General features: G+C 40.1%; 14 protein-coding genes. 5 read left to right on the top strand and 9 right to left on the bottom strand.

The genetic code is table 11. The annotated features are described in order from the left end of the window. Positions 1 to 112: 112 nt before the first annotated feature. Positions 113 to 325 carry a cold-shock protein gene (locus tag PP2015_RS16880; protein WP_058031412.1) on the bottom strand — a complete coding sequence of 71 codons (213 nt, stop codon included), beginning with the start codon at positions 323 to 325 and terminating at the stop codon, positions 113 to 115. Between the two features lie 479 nt (positions 326 to 804). Here PP2015_RS16880 and argA point away from each other — a divergent pair, with 479 nt between their 5' ends. Continuing rightward, a complete protein-coding gene (argA, locus tag PP2015_RS16875; protein ID WP_058031411.1) occupies positions 805 to 2,145 on the top strand; it encodes an amino-acid N-acetyltransferase in 1,341 nt (446 codons plus the stop codon). Between the two features lie 537 nt (positions 2,146 to 2,682). Here argA and PP2015_RS16870 read toward each other — a convergent pair. Both PP2015_RS16870 and PP2015_RS16865 read right to left on the bottom strand, forming a co-directional pair. Then, positions 2,683 to 3,207, bottom strand: a complete 525-nt coding sequence (locus PP2015_RS16870) for a hypothetical protein (RefSeq protein WP_058031410.1) — start codon at positions 3,205 to 3,207, stop codon at positions 2,683 to 2,685. Then, positions 3,208 to 5,394, bottom strand: a complete 2,187-nt coding sequence (locus PP2015_RS16865) for a YHYH protein (RefSeq protein ID WP_058031409.1) — start codon at positions 5,392 to 5,394, stop codon at positions 3,208 to 3,210. It lies immediately after the preceding gene. Between the two features lie 452 nt (positions 5,395 to 5,846). On the opposite strand from PP2015_RS16865, the gene PP2015_RS16860 reads away from it, so the two are divergent. Then, positions 5,847 to 7,172 carry a jacalin-like lectin gene (locus PP2015_RS16860; protein ID WP_058031408.1) on the top strand — a complete coding sequence of 442 codons (1,326 nt, stop codon included), beginning with the start codon at positions 5,847 to 5,849 and terminating at the stop codon, positions 7,170 to 7,172. Between the two features lie 219 nt (positions 7,173 to 7,391). Here PP2015_RS16860 and PP2015_RS16855 read toward each other — a convergent pair whose 3' ends face one another. The 4 genes from PP2015_RS16855 to PP2015_RS16840 all read right to left on the bottom strand — a co-directional run bounded on the left by PP2015_RS16855 (position 7,392) and on the right by PP2015_RS16840 (position 10,297). Next, complete coding sequence (locus PP2015_RS16855; RefSeq protein WP_058031407.1) at positions 7,392 to 8,468, bottom strand: L-dopachrome tautomerase-related protein; 1,077 nt, start codon at positions 8,466 to 8,468, stop codon at positions 7,392 to 7,394. A gap of 170 nt (positions 8,469 to 8,638) precedes the next feature. Continuing rightward, positions 8,639 to 9,031, bottom strand: a complete 393-nt coding sequence (locus PP2015_RS16850; protein ID WP_058031406.1) for a ribbon-helix-helix domain-containing protein — start codon at positions 9,029 to 9,031, stop codon at positions 8,639 to 8,641. A 19-nt stretch (positions 9,032 to 9,050) separates the two neighbouring features. Next, a complete protein-coding gene (locus tag PP2015_RS16845; protein ID WP_058031405.1) occupies positions 9,051 to 9,614 on the bottom strand; it encodes a DJ-1/PfpI family protein in 564 nt (187 codons plus the stop codon). A gap of 194 nt (positions 9,615 to 9,808) precedes the next feature. Continuing rightward, positions 9,809 to 10,297 (bottom strand): DUF2938 domain-containing protein, encoded by a 489-nt coding sequence (locus PP2015_RS16840; RefSeq protein ID WP_058031404.1) that lies wholly within the window; start codon positions 10,295 to 10,297, stop codon positions 9,809 to 9,811. A 76-nt stretch (positions 10,298 to 10,373) separates the two neighbouring features. Here PP2015_RS16840 and PP2015_RS16835 point away from each other — a divergent pair, with 76 nt between their 5' ends. Next, positions 10,374 to 10,775 carry a helix-turn-helix domain-containing protein gene (locus tag PP2015_RS16835; RefSeq protein ID WP_058031403.1) on the top strand — a complete coding sequence of 134 codons (402 nt, stop codon included), beginning with the start codon at positions 10,374 to 10,376 and terminating at the stop codon, positions 10,773 to 10,775. A gap of 105 nt (positions 10,776 to 10,880) precedes the next feature. On the opposite strand, the gene PP2015_RS16830 is transcribed toward PP2015_RS16835, so the two are convergent. Then, complete coding sequence (locus PP2015_RS16830) at positions 10,881 to 11,879, bottom strand: sphingomyelin phosphodiesterase (RefSeq protein ID WP_058031402.1); 999 nt, start codon at positions 11,877 to 11,879, stop codon at positions 10,881 to 10,883. A gap of 270 nt (positions 11,880 to 12,149) precedes the next feature. Between PP2015_RS16830 and PP2015_RS16825 the strand changes: the two genes are divergently transcribed. Both PP2015_RS16825 and PP2015_RS16820 read left to right on the top strand, forming a co-directional pair. Next, complete coding sequence (locus tag PP2015_RS16825) at positions 12,150 to 12,596, top strand: hypothetical protein (protein WP_058031401.1); 447 nt, start codon at positions 12,150 to 12,152, stop codon at positions 12,594 to 12,596. Positions 12,597 to 12,860: 264 nt separating this feature from the next. Beyond that, positions 12,861 to 13,292 carry a TraR/DksA C4-type zinc finger protein gene (locus PP2015_RS16820; protein WP_083496615.1) on the top strand — a complete coding sequence of 144 codons (432 nt, stop codon included), beginning with the start codon at positions 12,861 to 12,863 and terminating at the stop codon, positions 13,290 to 13,292. Between the two features lie 84 nt (positions 13,293 to 13,376). On the opposite strand, the gene PP2015_RS16815 is transcribed toward PP2015_RS16820, so the two are convergent. Continuing rightward, a complete protein-coding gene (locus tag PP2015_RS16815) occupies positions 13,377 to 14,252 on the bottom strand; it encodes a TetR/AcrR family transcriptional regulator (RefSeq protein WP_058031400.1) in 876 nt (291 codons plus the stop codon). Between the last annotated feature and the right edge of the window lie 120 nt (positions 14,253 to 14,372).

Below are 14,372 nucleotides of genomic sequence, written 5' to 3'. Positions count from 1 at the left end.
TTAAAAATAATCGCAGTCAGTTCGTTGCAAGAGGTGATTTTAGAAGTGCTTTAAAGCTAAGTACTTAAAATGTGAGGTGCTTTTAATGTAAAAGCACCTTAGCAAATAAAGCTTACGCGAGTGTAACGCTATTTGCTTGAGGGCCTTTAGCGCCCTTTTCGATATTGAAAGCAACACTTTGACCTTCAGTCAGAGTTTTAAAACCTTCAATTTCGATTGATTTGAAATGAACAAAAACATCTTGGCTACCATTATCAGGTGCGATAAAACCAAAACCTTTTAATTCATTAAACCATTTTACTTTACCAGTTGTCTTATTTGACATATATGCCTCTATCTACGAGTGAATATTTTGAAAAGCTACTAATTCTGTAATGTAGGAAAAAAATCGCAGGGTATATATGACGAACTGAATCGAAAAGAAACTGAGAAGAATTTGAACTAAATATATTTAATTAATAGCTCGCTGTTTGAGCTAAGGTCACTATACAGTAAAAGAAACTAATAGATAGCTATTTATTTTTTATTTTTATATGTTCATTAAAAACAATAACTAAAAGTTATATCTCTAACAGGCTGATTGCGAGTATGTCGTGCTCAGTGGCTGATGGCCTTGTTTAGCCTTATTTTTGCTCTGTTGCCAGATTCATTTCTCTTCCTCATTAATATTTATTTCAAATGATTGATGTAGCCTCAAAATCTAAAAAATGCACAAATAAAGAATATTAATTCTTTATTTGTGCATAATAATTCTTTAAAGTTGTAGCCAATATCCATTTATGGTTGAACAAAGGTAAGCAGCAAGTGCGTACAACTGAACTCGTAGACGGTTTTCGTCAATCAACGCCTTATGTAAATGCGCATAGAGGTAAAACATTCGTAATTATGCTGGGTGGAGAAGCGATCGATCAGCCTGGTTGCCGTAGTATTATTAATGATATTGCGTTACTGACGAGTCTCGGTATCAAGATTGTATTGGTATTTGGCGCGCGGCCTCAAATTAATGATGCTCTGTGTGATGCTGGCATAATTACCCAGTTTCATAATGATGTACGGGTAACCAACAATGAGTCACTCAAGGTTATTAAGCAAGTTGCAGGCGCTATGCAGCTCGATATCACTGCGCGTTTGTCTAAATCATTAAGCAGCACCCCTATGTCGGGTTCTAACCTTAATGTGGTCAGTGGTAACTTTGTTATCTCTCAACCGTTGGGCATTGATAATGGTGTCGACTATCACCATTCAGGTAAAGTTCGTCGTATTGACGTAGATGGAATTCGCCATCAGTTGAACAATAACAGTATTGTATTACTTGGCCCGATCACCGCATCAGTCACCGGCGAAAGTTTTAATCTAACAGCAGAAGAAATTGCCACCCAAGTCGCACTCAAACTAAATGCAGACAAAATGCTGGGTTTCTGTAAAGAAGCGGGGATCTTAGACGAAAATGGCGAAGCTTTAGCTGAGTTGATGCCAAATGAAGCGGAGCAGGTATTAGCCCATCATCGTGAGCAAAGCTCCACTTGTATGAGTGCCTCGGTATTTTTGCAAGCGGCCATTGATGCATGCCGTGGTGGTGTACACCGCTGTCACTTAGTTAGCTATGAAGAAGATGGCGCTTTGCTTCAAGAGCTATTCTCTCTCGATGGCATAGGTACGCAAATCGCGCCACAAAGCTCTGAACAATTACGCAGTGCGACGATTAGCGACATTAATGGCATTATCAACTTAATTCGACCACTCGAAGAGCAAGGTTACTTGGTTCGCCGTTCTCGTGAGCAACTAGAAATAGAGATTGAGCAGTTTACCGTGATTGACCGCGACGGCGTGATCATCGCCTGTGCCGCACTTTATCCATTTGATGAAGATAAAATGGGTGAGTTTGCGAGTCTCGCGGTGCATCCGCAATATCGCGATGCAGATCGTGGTAGCATTCTACTTCGATCGGTCATCAATAAAGCCAAACGCATCGGCTATAAGAGCTTGTTTGCTCTGACAACGCGCAGTATTCATTGGTTTTTAGAGCAAGGCTTTGATTGTGTGGGTGTTGAGGACTTACCTGATAAAAAGCGTTCGCTTTATAACTATCAAAGGCGTTCTAAAGTGTTAAAACTAGACCTAACAGGATTACCGAAGAATAGGTAATCCGCTCGGTTTTTTAGGTATTTGTAGGCACGGTTTTATGCCGTGCTTGTTTTTGCCTTCTATCAAATTACGTGGGGTAAACCCACGCCTACAATGTTTATTTCAGTTGATGGTTTAAATATGGCAAGTGCTTAGTGTAGGCGCGAACTTTATGTCGCGCTTGATATTGCAGTTATTTGCGTAGGATAAACTCATGCCTACGTTGCTTATTTCAGTTGATAGTTGAAATGCATAAGGGCTTAGTGTCGGAACGGCTTTATGTCGCACTTGTTTTTGCTTGTTTTATTATTCGGGCAAAAAGCATCCGATTGATATGCTTTAAACGGAGCTATGCTGCAATCTTTTATTTTTAAAAGCTTCCAGTAGAAGATCTAGAAAAATACTTCTACTTTACAGATAGTTATTAGTACGCTTCTTAACCCGAGACCAGATTAACTATTAGTGCACAAATATAAGCACCTGATCTGAATATCAAATGGGTGAAATGTTTCAATGACCTTAGTTGGCTACGAGATGAGAAAAGATGAGGAAGTATGCTTAATGCACACTTCCTTTAACAGTGTTATTGAATAGGCGTGCGGTTTCTCCGCCTGATAAGGTTGTGAAAATCGCTATGCCATTCTCTACTTGCGCTACTCTGAGAGTTTTAGTTGATTTTGGTGATACAAAGAAAACCGGTTGAGTACTGTTTAGCTTAATGCTTAATATAACTCGCTCATAGCCCTTTTTACTAAGTTGACCGCTACTCTTTAATATTGGAAAGTCGACATCTACTGACAAAGCTTCAGCGCCTTGAAAAAAAAGAAAGTCTTTTTGTAATTGTCTGGATGCTTCAATAACAATCTGATCAACTTCTTTTTTATTCACACTAAAATTACCGTTTATTTTCATCCATAAGGATCCTGTTATAGTCGCAGGGTTGTCTTTAGACAAATAAAGTGTTGTCTCATGTGACTGTTTAGGATCATAATATTTGACCTCAGAAGGGGTATGCACATGCCACTGATGAGCTAGTACATCAGTGGCGGCTATAAATATAAATAGTGATAAAAGAGCTCTCATTTATTCACAAAACTCCGTGGTTTGTCCTCCGCCAAAAACTAGATAATGGCATAGTCCACCATCTGTTTGGGTTTCAGTATAATAGTTAGTAATTGCACCACTCGTTGTACTTGTATCAGATGAAGCTCCTTGAGTTGTCACTGGTGAACTAGCGTCGAATTCTCCAATCATGCAGTTAGTAATGTATGGAAAGTCGTCAGTCGCTGCATAGTAAGGCGTTCCATCTGATGATATATATCCACCACAGCTATCAGTTAAACTTATTTTATCGGTATATATATATAGTAAATCACTATTAACACTGCCATCTAGAGCATCTTGATATGTATAGTCATACTGACTTGAACCGTCGAGTACTCTGGGATAAATCAAGTAGCCATCGTACATAATCCCAACAGGTGTATTCGCACCAAATTCACTCTCTACAATATCAATTAAACAGCCATTTGTATTTGTAAGTTGGTGATAGTGGTAATCGTTTCCCCTGCCTGAATGGCCTCCACAGTTGTCCATTTCACCATCTTCAATTGCATCACGTAGACAGCCTTCGCTTCCAGTTTCAAGTACACAACTAGCACCACCAGTTGCACCAGGTGTTTGCGGAAAGAAAATCGGTATCCCATTTACCGCCATACCCACGGCATTTTTGATTTGGATTGTTGGCTCGTCTGCTAGTGTTGGTGATAGTGGTAAAATAAAGGCATTGTTGCCAGTGTAAGGTTGGGCAGCTGGGTATTGACCATTCCAGCCCCCCTCTTTAATCCCTACCATCATTGGGTAATAGCTTTCATCAACTCGGCCTTTAGACTCTACAACTAATGAATCTCCTGAACAACTTAAAACAGTTGCACTGTCTACCATTTCGACATCACATAAAGAACTTGATACGTTTGTAGTATCACCAATAGTTTTACGCACGAGCACTTCGTTGTCTAAGACAATATTATTTGACCAAATAAACTGTGCGTCAGCACTGGTATCGTCGAATATATTTGTAAAATTAGTGTAGGAAGGTTTGTTATCAACTCCAACGGTGTCGTTTGTGAAAGTTGAAGCCAACGGCCAGTCACTATCATCAAAACTTTCTGTAAACCAATTGGCATCTTGCGCCCAGTGTAGTCCCATAATGTTGGTGAGTTCTGTGGGGGCTTCAGTTGAGCAAAGGCTTGAATCTCTCTCATTATTTGAGTTTTGCAGGCAGCTAGTATCAGAGATAGGAGCTATATAAGTTGCTTTAGCTTTCCAGGTTCCGTCAGTTACACCAATAATATTACCATCTTCATTTTTGAAAACCGCAACCATACCGCCATCACCAGGATGATATTGAGAGCTACCATTTAGCTCTGTGCCTGTTCCTAGATTCTCTTCCCAGTCCACAAGCAACATGGCTACTTGAAATGGTACATCGACTCTGAATTGAACAATGTTTGAATTAAACTGTGTAAAAGGGACCGGGTCTTTTCCTGTAGGTATGCCATTTATATACATCTCAAAGTAGTTATCGGCAAAAATATATGCCGTAATTAGCTCGCCACTTTCATCAATTTCCACGATATTTGAGCTAGACAGTGCAGATACAGCTTCCGAGTCTGTTGAGAAACTATTACCAGAGTTATAAGGGTTATATAGATCAGAGGCAAGAGGAAAGCTAATGTCAGAGAAGTTTACATCAGCTGGAACAGCCCAAAGCACTCCGTCATTATCAGTGATTTCACCAGTTGCTGCGACACGACTTCCTTGAGAAAACAAGTTACTTACGACGGTATTTCCTTCACCTATCGTAACTGCTGGTGTTTCAATTGTATCAGGTGATACTGACACAACAGATACTTGTACAGTATCTGTTGCCGTTTCAGAACCGTCAGAGACACTAAGAGTGAAAATATAAGTTCCAATGATATCGGGTGTAAAACTGATAGTGGCTGAATCGTAATTAGATAGTGTACTAGTACTGTTTGTGGGCTGAGTAGTTAGTGACCATGAAAATGTTAATGTGTCTCCATCGGCATCATTACTGTTACTGGCATCTAACGAGATAGTGTTACCTAAGGCAATAGATTGATCACTACCAGCATCGGCATTCGGTGCTGTATTGTTCAACTCATCACTTGTGGAAGTATCATCATTAGAACTCCCCCCGCAAGCAAGTAGTAAAAAACTTAAAAATATAATTGAAACAGTCTTCATTATTTTCCCCATTGTCTGCTACTCAAGTTTCACACCTAATAACCGAAACGTATTAGGTCTTGAATAAATAATCCAAAAATAAGCGAAGAACAGGAACAAAGGGAAGTTATTACTTTTGTTCACATTATCGCAATTATACTAGTCTAGTAAGGATTTTTTTCCTATCAACTGTAGTTGTGTAAATTTTGTGTAAATTTCTTGGTGTGCAATTCTATAAATAACTTCTAAGGCATAGGATAGAGGGTGGTGTTGAATTAAGTTGTTATTTTTATTGAGTTTTGAAAGTGTTTATTATTAATTTTATGGGTTGAGAACTATGTATGGAAAGCTTTAGGTATACCCGGAAACACTTCATTTTTAGAAATAAAATATTAACTTTCTTGATATCAGAAATTGATGGCGCTTATGAATTAAATATTCATTTTTCAAATTTATAATCAGGAGAATTAAAAATGGTAAAAAGTGTATTTACTTTTTTGATATGTGTGTTTTTTGTAGGGGGAGTGCAAGCAAATAGTGTGACCGATTATTTGGCAACTAAGGACTACTGGTCAAGCTTGGGGGGTATTGGGGGTAATGGCTTTGATCTAACTGAGGGTCTTTCAAAGAGTATTCCTGGAGATAAAATATCGGTAATTACGGTTTCGTACAGGGATAAATATATTTCGGGAATTAAGCTAGATTACTTATATGGTGGAAGTTCAAAAACGGGTCAATTCCACAACGATGAGGATGTTGTTGAATTAGATTATGATGAGTATATCTATGGTACGTCTGTTTATTGGCACCCAAACCCTTACGATGTTTACACTGAGGTTGTAAGTGTTCTCCAGTTAATGACCAATAAAAGAAATATATGGCTCGGTAAGGAGAATGGTTATTCCGGTGGAGCTGGGAACATGTTTACTTATAACAATTCTTTAGCTCTTGCGGGATTAAAAGGCAAGTCAGGACTGCTGATAGATAGTTTACAGCCTGTTGTCTATAAACCGCTAGAATTAGAGTTTTATGACCTTAATTGGGGTGATGAATCAATCAGCTGGTCTGAGAGTAGTGCTTATATTTCTGAAACGATTGCTGCGAACAGTACGAGTAGAGAGCAATCCAGTTCATTCACTATTACATACTCTGAAACAAATGGCATAACAGACAGTTGGTCAAATACAAATGGCATTACTACATCTATGGGAGTGTCACTAGAAAAAGAAGTCAGTTTTTGGAAATTTGCTGGTGTTAAATTTGGTTGGGAGTTTTCTCTTGCTCATGAATTTTCTAGAACGGTTGGAGAGGAGGTTTCAACGGAAACAACGGTTGAGGGTAGCTCAACGGACAGTTTAGTTGTCCCTTCTGGTTCTGTCTATGCCTTAAAATCAGTTGTTTATCATAACAAAGGAATGATCCCTTACACCGCAAGATATATTAATAAATATGATGGAGAGTTATTTGAGGTTAGTGGCTCAATTGAAGCAACTGAGTATGCCACAAAGTTCACTCAATGGCTTGAAATTGGGTATGTAAGTGATGAGGGGCAAGTGATCCTTTATGACCAGTACCAAGATGAGTTTTCGCCTTTCTTACCTCAATCACGCTCAATTTCATCAAGTTATAATTTGAACTCTTTATCACCAATTCCACAAGGAACAGCTTCATTTGAAATTAAGTCAACTAATGGAGACTCATTGGGGGTTATTGACAATGTGTCTATTAGTTTGGATGACTCGAACTGGGTGATGTCTGAAGAAGAATACCTATTTAGGCGGATAAATGGTATTGACTAAATGAAGCTTACTTCGAGCATTAACGTTTAACCCATTATAATTTATTAATATTTTATTAAAGGGTTGAGTCGGATTACTGCTAAGGCTCATTACAATGTTAATGAGCCTCTTAATTTTATATCGATTGAAATGTAATATTTGTAGGCGCGACTTTATGTCACGCATGCTTTGCAGTTGTTTACGTGTCTAAACCTGCGCCAGAACTGGTTATTTCAATTGCTATCGTCCTACCGTTGCTTCGGCGATGGCGTCAAAACGATAAATCGCGAACTTTCCGCTACTTTCGTCTTTGCCCTTGTTTAAAACGGGTGATTTATGCAATTCATTAACTGTGAAATAGATTTGATTATTAGGACCAACTGCAAATCCGTCTGGCCAGCTTAAAGGCTCACCCTGATATAACGTAGAGTACTTACCGTCAGGTTTTACTACGCCAATACTATTGTCGGTAATTGATGTTACATAGACATTACCGGCATTATCGGCGGTGATACCATCTGAAATTGGCTTGTTACCATAGCGAACGACATGGCTTTCAAGTTCAGAATTAGTCAATGTGTTATCTGCAAGATACTTTGTCTCAATGCGATAAAGACTTAAGCCACTCATCGCGCCAAAATATACCCAGCGATTATCAGGGCTGATGGTAATCGGATTTGCGCCAATGCGTGCTGGCTGATCGCCAAGCGTGATAACACGGCCATCAATAACCATATTAAGATTTTCAGGAGTGGTATATTTGCTGCCTTCAAGTACTCTGCGAGCTTGGCCTGTCGTGAGATCGACTACGATAAGCGCCGACGTTTTTGCTGAGCCTACATCGGTGATATAAATGGCGTTGTTGCTGTAATCAATGGCTAAGTCGTTAACGAAACTCGTATTATTGGTGACCGGAAAACCTAGATAAATAATTTTATGTAAAGTCTCAGTGTGGGTGTTCCAAGCGACTAAGCGCGCGTTACTCGTTGGCGTGGCGCCATCAAGCAGCCATAAAATGCCTCTGCGATCGACATTTAAGCCCAGTACATCGTTAAGGCCCTGACCAAGTTCGTTTGGTTTGTGTGCCCAAGCCTCATTTGGGTATGGCACTGCTTGGCCATTTTCTTCTAATTCCATGACTTTTACTGAATGACCGTAAAAACCGTGCACACTAAAAAACACTCGGTCTTCGGGGCTGATTGCTATGTTGCCTGGGGGCGTGGAATTTGGCAGAGAAGCGACTTTGATGAGTGTTGCTTGAGCATCGAATAGGCTCAAGCTGGTAATGAGTAACATCAAGATTTTGATGATTTTCATAGGGTTTCCTCTGTGTGTTTGTCTTGGCTATGCTGGGTGCCACAGCCGTGCCTACATATTGACCTGTTTATGCTAGCTTATCTTTCAGGAATGAGCGCTGTACTTGAAGGGGGAGCTACATTAAGTTAGCGCTAGTCAAATTGTTTGTATGGGGTATACCCAAGTCAACTTTAATGCGGGTTGGAATCACTTTTGGCAAAACGGGCTTTGCGTTTTTCAGCCGCTGTTTTTTCGCGTTCAAGTAACTTTTCAGCATTTACCTCAACCAATGGGTCGAGTGCATCTCGGGTTATTTCGCCATCAGCCGCCAGTGATAAATAACGGCCACAACACACTCGCAAAAACGACGTGAAGTTACCTATATCATGATCGGCATCGAGTGACTCGTGATACAAACGAGTAATAAGTTGCCCAACACTCAGGTCGTCTCTAAAGGCGATTTCTTCTAATACACGCCAAAAAAAATGCTCAAGACGAATTGAAGTGGTGACGCCATCAATACGTAGCGAACGTGTGATGTTCTTCCAACAATCTTGGTTGGCTCCGATAAAAAGTTGGCACATAGTGATGGCTCCTCGTTGGTTATGCTTTATTTAATAGAGCGATAAACTGTTTTAAAAATTCAGGATGTGCAGGCCATGCTGGGGCTGTGACTAAGTTACCGTCGGTGACGGCCTGATCCATTTCTACTGACACATATTCAGCGCCTGCAAGTATAATCTCTGGTTTGCAAGCCGGGTAAGCAGAAATACGCTTGCCTGTAATGATATTAGCAGCCGACAACAATTGCGGGCCATGGCAGATAGAAGCAATTGGCTTGTTAGTGTCAGCGAATGCTTTGATAAGACCGATCACATTCTCATCCAATCGCAAATACTCAGGTGCACGACCACCAGGTAAGTAAAGCCCATCGTAATCGTCGGCACTTGCTGCAGAAAAATCAGCATTTAACGTAAAGTTGTGACCGGGTTTTTCGGTATAAGTTTGATGTCCTTCAAAATCATGAATAGCCGTGGCAATCACATCGCCCGCTTTTTTATTTGGGCAAACAGCATCAACTTGATAGCCCACGGCTTGCAGTGCTTGAAACGGCACCATGTTTTCATAGTCTTCTACAAAATCACCGGTGATCATTAAGATTTTCATTGTTCTTCGCCTTCTGCTTGTTGAGTATTGAATACTTATTTTCAAAAGTTCAGGTTATTTAAACAAAGAATGGAAGGCGGCGGGTAACAGCCAATTACTACACCCACCCCCTCGCTTATTACTTCTTGTTGTATTGCGGCAAGAGATTGATTTAAGGGTATTTATAGCCCTAAAAGATGTCGGTTAAGTGAGTTTTAAAATAAATTAACTAGCAGGGCACTCGCATAGACCCCCAACCCGAACACCAAATGGGTGCAAATACTTTTTAGCCTTGCTCGATTTGCTGAAGGTAACCTTGATGCAGCGAAGCCCATACCAAAACAAGGTTGCATGATAAAAAAGGGAAGTGACACGCTCAAAAACGAAAACAGCAAAATTGGTAGCAATTCGGGTGCGCTTAACCAACTTAGCCCTGTGATATTGATAAATATAAAAGCAAAGATAACACCGATTGCATAATGTGCTGACCACCCTACGAATACTTCACCTTTTACGTAATGTGTTGCGGCAATATTTTGATGGACGAGCTGTCCGCGAGGCATGAGTAAAAGCCACCGACCGAGCAGTGCGTAATTAAGAGAGGGGACCGCAAATAGCTTTTTGATCAGAATTGCGTATAAGTCCATGGCGACCGTGGCACCGATACCTATAAGTAAAATATAAAAGAAAATTTCTTGGTTCATATAGTGTGTCTCTGTTGAAAAATTAATCTTACTTTCATAGCATGCCACTTAAAGTTAACTTTAAGTCAAGGCCACAATGAAAGAGAAAACATTGGATATTGGTGAGGTTGCAAAATTGTCAGGGTTCAGTGCTGCAACACTTAGATACTATGAACAAAGAGGGCTGATAAAAGCCGTTGCACGCAAGGGTTTGCGTCGCCAATTTGATGGTGCAGTTTTAGAAAAGTTAACTTTGATCTCACTGGGTCGCTTGGCTAATTTATCATTAGATGAAATAGCAGGCATGTTTGGCGAGAAATCACAGCTAGAAATAAATAGGGCAAAACTGCGACTCAAAGCACAAGAGGTAGATGAGCAAATTACACGTTTAAAAGCCACACGAGATAGCTTGCTGCATGTTGCAGAATGCCCTGCAGAGCATCATTTACAGTGTCCTAAATTTCAAAAATTAATGCGTGTTGCGAATAAACTTAAATAAAAGAGAGTAGATAAGCTCAAGAATGATATGTCTTATCACTTCCCAAGATGCTAACAGCATTAAAAGCGAACAAAAAAGGAAGCCATTTAGGGCTTCCTTTTATTATTAAAATTCAAAGTTAACTTGCACTGGGTAGTGATCAGACAGCTCGTTATAGTATCCATCATGATAAAAACGGCCAGAGGGTAAGTTCCAATTTCCGCGTAGGTAACGCCAGTAAAAGTCACGCTCTGCTTTTGGGTAACGTACTAACATTTCTGGGGCATTGGTCGGCTGCTTATGCTCTGTATGCCAAAGTACATAATCGAGCGTGTCGTTATACTCTAAGCTGTAGTCGAAATAGTAGGCGTTAGCTTTGGTAAACCAGTTGTGTTTTGCAGAGAAAGAGCCAACTTCAGGTGTGTTGAAAATTAGACGGCTGCGAACCACTTCGAGCATATCTGTAATTTCAGATTGCTTGCTCCACTCTACGTTCATATCGCCACCGATAATGACCGGCTCAGAAGTGGGAATTTGCTCGCTTTGAATGAAGTCTTGTATCTCTTGTAATTGACCCATTCTCACAATATGTTCAGCTTCTGTGTCGCCATCATGCGTTGCTTGTAAATGTGTACCAATAAGGTGGTAACGTTTGCCATGTTTTTCTATTTCAACATAAGCGAAACCTTTGTTTGCTAAATAATCCCAACTATCAGTCAGGCTGTGATTAAACACATGAGCTCTTTGCGTAATGATGGGGTACTTAGATAAAATCACCACCCCACCGCGGATCACAAAGGGGCTATTCGAGCAGTTACCCGTTAAGCTTTGCCAGCCAGCACCACTACAGTCTTCGCCAACATTGGGAGTTTGATAAGGATAAAGTTGAGCGAGTTGTGCTAATGCAGCTTCTGATTGGCTGCTAAAGGCTTCACTGATAAGAATAACATCAGGACTGTCACTTAATTGAGATATGACGTTTGGTAAGCGCTGTGCACGATTTGCTTGATCCCAATCTTGCACGTTTAATTGCATAATATTATAAGCCATCACTTTAAGTGTATCGGCTTTGCTGTGTGCGCTGAGTAAAGCTAAAACACACACAAAGACACGCAGTAATTTCATTTTGTTCTCCGACAATTTCGGTTGTTTAAGCCCTCCCTGACGTCAGCACAGTCCAATTGCTAAAGTGAATACTCAAATAGAGCAAAAACTTCAGCGCTAAAGTAGTGTTAAAGAATGTCGGTTTAATTGCGTGAAAGTGCCTTTTTTATGAAGCTTTTTTTGTGGTTATGTTGCTGGTTTAAAAATGCTTACATGAAAGCACTGTTTGGTTTATGAAATCGTCTGCGCGGCCGATAAATAGAAACAACTCTCTCTGATTAAGGAAAACCCATGCGTATCGGCAATGGCAGCGCAATGCCAATTCATCTAAATGCGCCAACCAGTGCAAAGGACGAGGGCGTTCAAACTGAACGAGCTGAAAAAACGGAAGAGGCAGCAGATAGCCAAGATGAGTCGATTCATATTTCAATGGAAGGTCAAAAAAAACTGCAAGAAGAATCGGAAGATCCTAAAGATAAGCTCCCGCCACACATTAAAGAAATGATAAAAGCCATTGAGCGGCTCATAGAAATGATCGAAGCTGCTGAAGAGGCGTTGGCTGAGGCAAAAGAAGCCAGTTACCCAGATGATGACACAAAACGAGACGTGCTAGATATGCATCAGAACCAGATTAATAGCCTCGAGTTTGCGCGTCACGATGCCATTAAAGGGCTACAAGAAGCCATGAAAGAGGCCGGAATTTCTGAACCGGGCATTATTGCTGAGTTAATGCGTTAAGGGTTCAAGGGTCTGCATCGGATAACTAATATGTCGTGTTATTTTTTAATGTCTCCGGTTTTTGGTGGACATTCAAAGTTGCTGTTGAGGTTTGAATAGCTTGTTTGTAGTTGGGAATTACAACCTAAGTCATCTGAGTACTATTTTCTCTCAATTTTTGAATATTAGCGTTGAATTTATATCTCAAAAACTAAAATCTGCTACATTTGTTATGTTATAACAATTTCAAGTTGTTGTGTTGATTTAACAGTCGTGGTGAAGTTTATGGAAACAATGAGTGCAGAGTCTCTTGCTGAGATGGAACAAAAAATTATTAATGCGCCAGAAGAGGAGTATATGAATGACGAGCAGCTGGCGTTTTTTAGACTGAAGTTAGTAGAGCTTCACGATACGACGCGTGAGCGTATTCGAGAAGCGAAAGAGCAAATGCTGAATAAACCTGATACTACAGATCCGTTAGATAAAGCGGCTTGGGAAGAGCAATCTAGTTTATTAATTCGTATTGTCGAGCGTGAGCAGCGCTTGTTGCCTAAGATCCAACAGTCGCTTGAGCGTATTCGTCATGAAACTTATGGTTTTTGCCTAGAATCGGGTGAGCCAATTGGCATTCCTCGTTTATTGGCGAGACCGACTGCTGAGTACAGCATTGATGTTAAATCAGTGATGGAAATGAAAGAGCACTTACAAAAAGATTAAATTATCAAAATACTCGCGAGTAAGTGTACGAAGTTAGCTGCAAGTAAGCAGCTAACTCAGGCACTTTTTATGAGTTTTGCTTGCTTAACCAAGTTGTAGGTCAAGCAATGGCGCGAGTGCATCAAGTTGTTTATTGAGTGCATTAAACTGGCGTAGGTTTGCAAGGAGTGCGCGTTGTAGAGTTTTGTTTGCTGAGCTTTGATCTAGTTCTTGCTCTAATAAACCGAGCGTGTTGTAAATTTCTTCCTCAATTGCATTGTCTTGGCTTTGTGCAAACTGTTTGATCTCTTCGAGCAAATCTTTAATTGCCTGTTGCTGCATAAACTTACTATGCGATGGCAATGGCATCGGAAAGTTCTCTTTAGTCAAAAAAGGAGTGACCGACTGGTCAATTAGATTATTGGCGATGCTTTTGATATTAAATTGAATGTATTTTGCACAATGGTCTAGTGAAAACTTGGCTTCGTCGAGTGCTAAAAAGATGGTGTATTCTTGTAATAACGCATTCAACATGGTTGTTACATCAAGCAAATGCGGCTCAATGGGTTGGCCAAAGCTTTGCAAAATAATTTTTTGCTGCGTCATGTGATAGTTCACACGTAATTGCTGCAGCATGTCAATGAGCTCTTCATTTAGCGTCATTTCATCGCTGTTTAAAATCGCTTTTAAAAAATCGCGTTCTTTTACGACTTCCCCTAGCTCTAGTTCAATATAGCGCTTGATCAGGTTGTCATTGTCTTTATGTGTCGAGTTGAGTAACGCATCTATGATGTTTTGACGCGTTTCGTCTGTTTGCAGCAATAATGCTTTAACAATATCGTTTTTGCTTGAAAAGTAAGAATAAATAGAGCCTTTCGCAATATTTGCATGCTCTGCAATCTTGGCAATGGTGGTTGCTCTAAAACCATTTTCAATAAATAAGGTTTTAGCTGTCGATAAAATTAAATCGCGTTTTGACACTGTAATTTCCTCAAAGAACTCACCGTATTCTCACACATGATTAAAAATATAACAATTAGTCACTTGAAAATGACCAATTGGTCAATTATATTTTGACCGTGATTTTGTTTCAGGAGAGAA

This window comes from Pseudoalteromonas phenolica, assembly GCF_001444405.1.
Lineage (GTDB): Bacteria > Pseudomonadota > Gammaproteobacteria > Enterobacterales > Alteromonadaceae > Pseudoalteromonas > Pseudoalteromonas phenolica.
This window is presented reverse-complemented; position numbering and strand designations above follow the sequence as displayed.

What these genes read in the sequence shown, in the direction of transcription:
- PP2015_RS16840 (WP_058031404.1), bottom strand. Translation starts at nt 10,297, where the DNA reads ATGAACCAAGAAATTTTCTTTTATATTTTACTTATAGGTATCGGTGCC.
- PP2015_RS16870 (WP_058031410.1), bottom strand. Translation starts at nt 3,207, where the DNA reads ATGAGAGCTCTTTTATCACTATTTATATTTATAGCCGCCACTGATGTA.
- PP2015_RS16865 (WP_058031409.1), bottom strand. Translation starts at nt 5,394, where the DNA reads ATGAAGACTGTTTCAATTATATTTTTAAGTTTTTTACTACTTGCTTGC.
- PP2015_RS16830 (WP_058031402.1), bottom strand. Translation starts at nt 11,879, where the DNA reads ATGAAATTACTGCGTGTCTTTGTGTGTGTTTTAGCTTTACTCAGCGCA.
- PP2015_RS16880 (WP_058031412.1), bottom strand. Translation starts at nt 325, where the DNA reads ATGTCAAATAAGACAACTGGTAAAGTAAAATGGTTTAATGAATTAAAA.
- PP2015_RS16855 (WP_058031407.1), bottom strand. Translation starts at nt 8,468, where the DNA reads ATGAAAATCATCAAAATCTTGATGTTACTCATTACCAGCTTGAGCCTA.
- PP2015_RS16860 (WP_058031408.1), top strand. Translation starts at nt 5,847, where the DNA reads ATGGTAAAAAGTGTATTTACTTTTTTGATATGTGTGTTTTTTGTAGGG.
- PP2015_RS16825 (WP_058031401.1), top strand. Translation starts at nt 12,150, where the DNA reads ATGCGTATCGGCAATGGCAGCGCAATGCCAATTCATCTAAATGCGCCA.
- PP2015_RS16835 (WP_058031403.1), top strand. Translation starts at nt 10,374, where the DNA reads ATGAAAGAGAAAACATTGGATATTGGTGAGGTTGCAAAATTGTCAGGG.
- PP2015_RS16850 (WP_058031406.1), bottom strand. Translation starts at nt 9,031, where the DNA reads ATGTGCCAACTTTTTATCGGAGCCAACCAAGATTGTTGGAAGAACATC.
- PP2015_RS16820 (WP_083496615.1), top strand. Translation starts at nt 12,861, where the DNA reads ATGGAAACAATGAGTGCAGAGTCTCTTGCTGAGATGGAACAAAAAATT.
- PP2015_RS16845 (WP_058031405.1), bottom strand. Translation starts at nt 9,614, where the DNA reads ATGAAAATCTTAATGATCACCGGTGATTTTGTAGAAGACTATGAAAAC.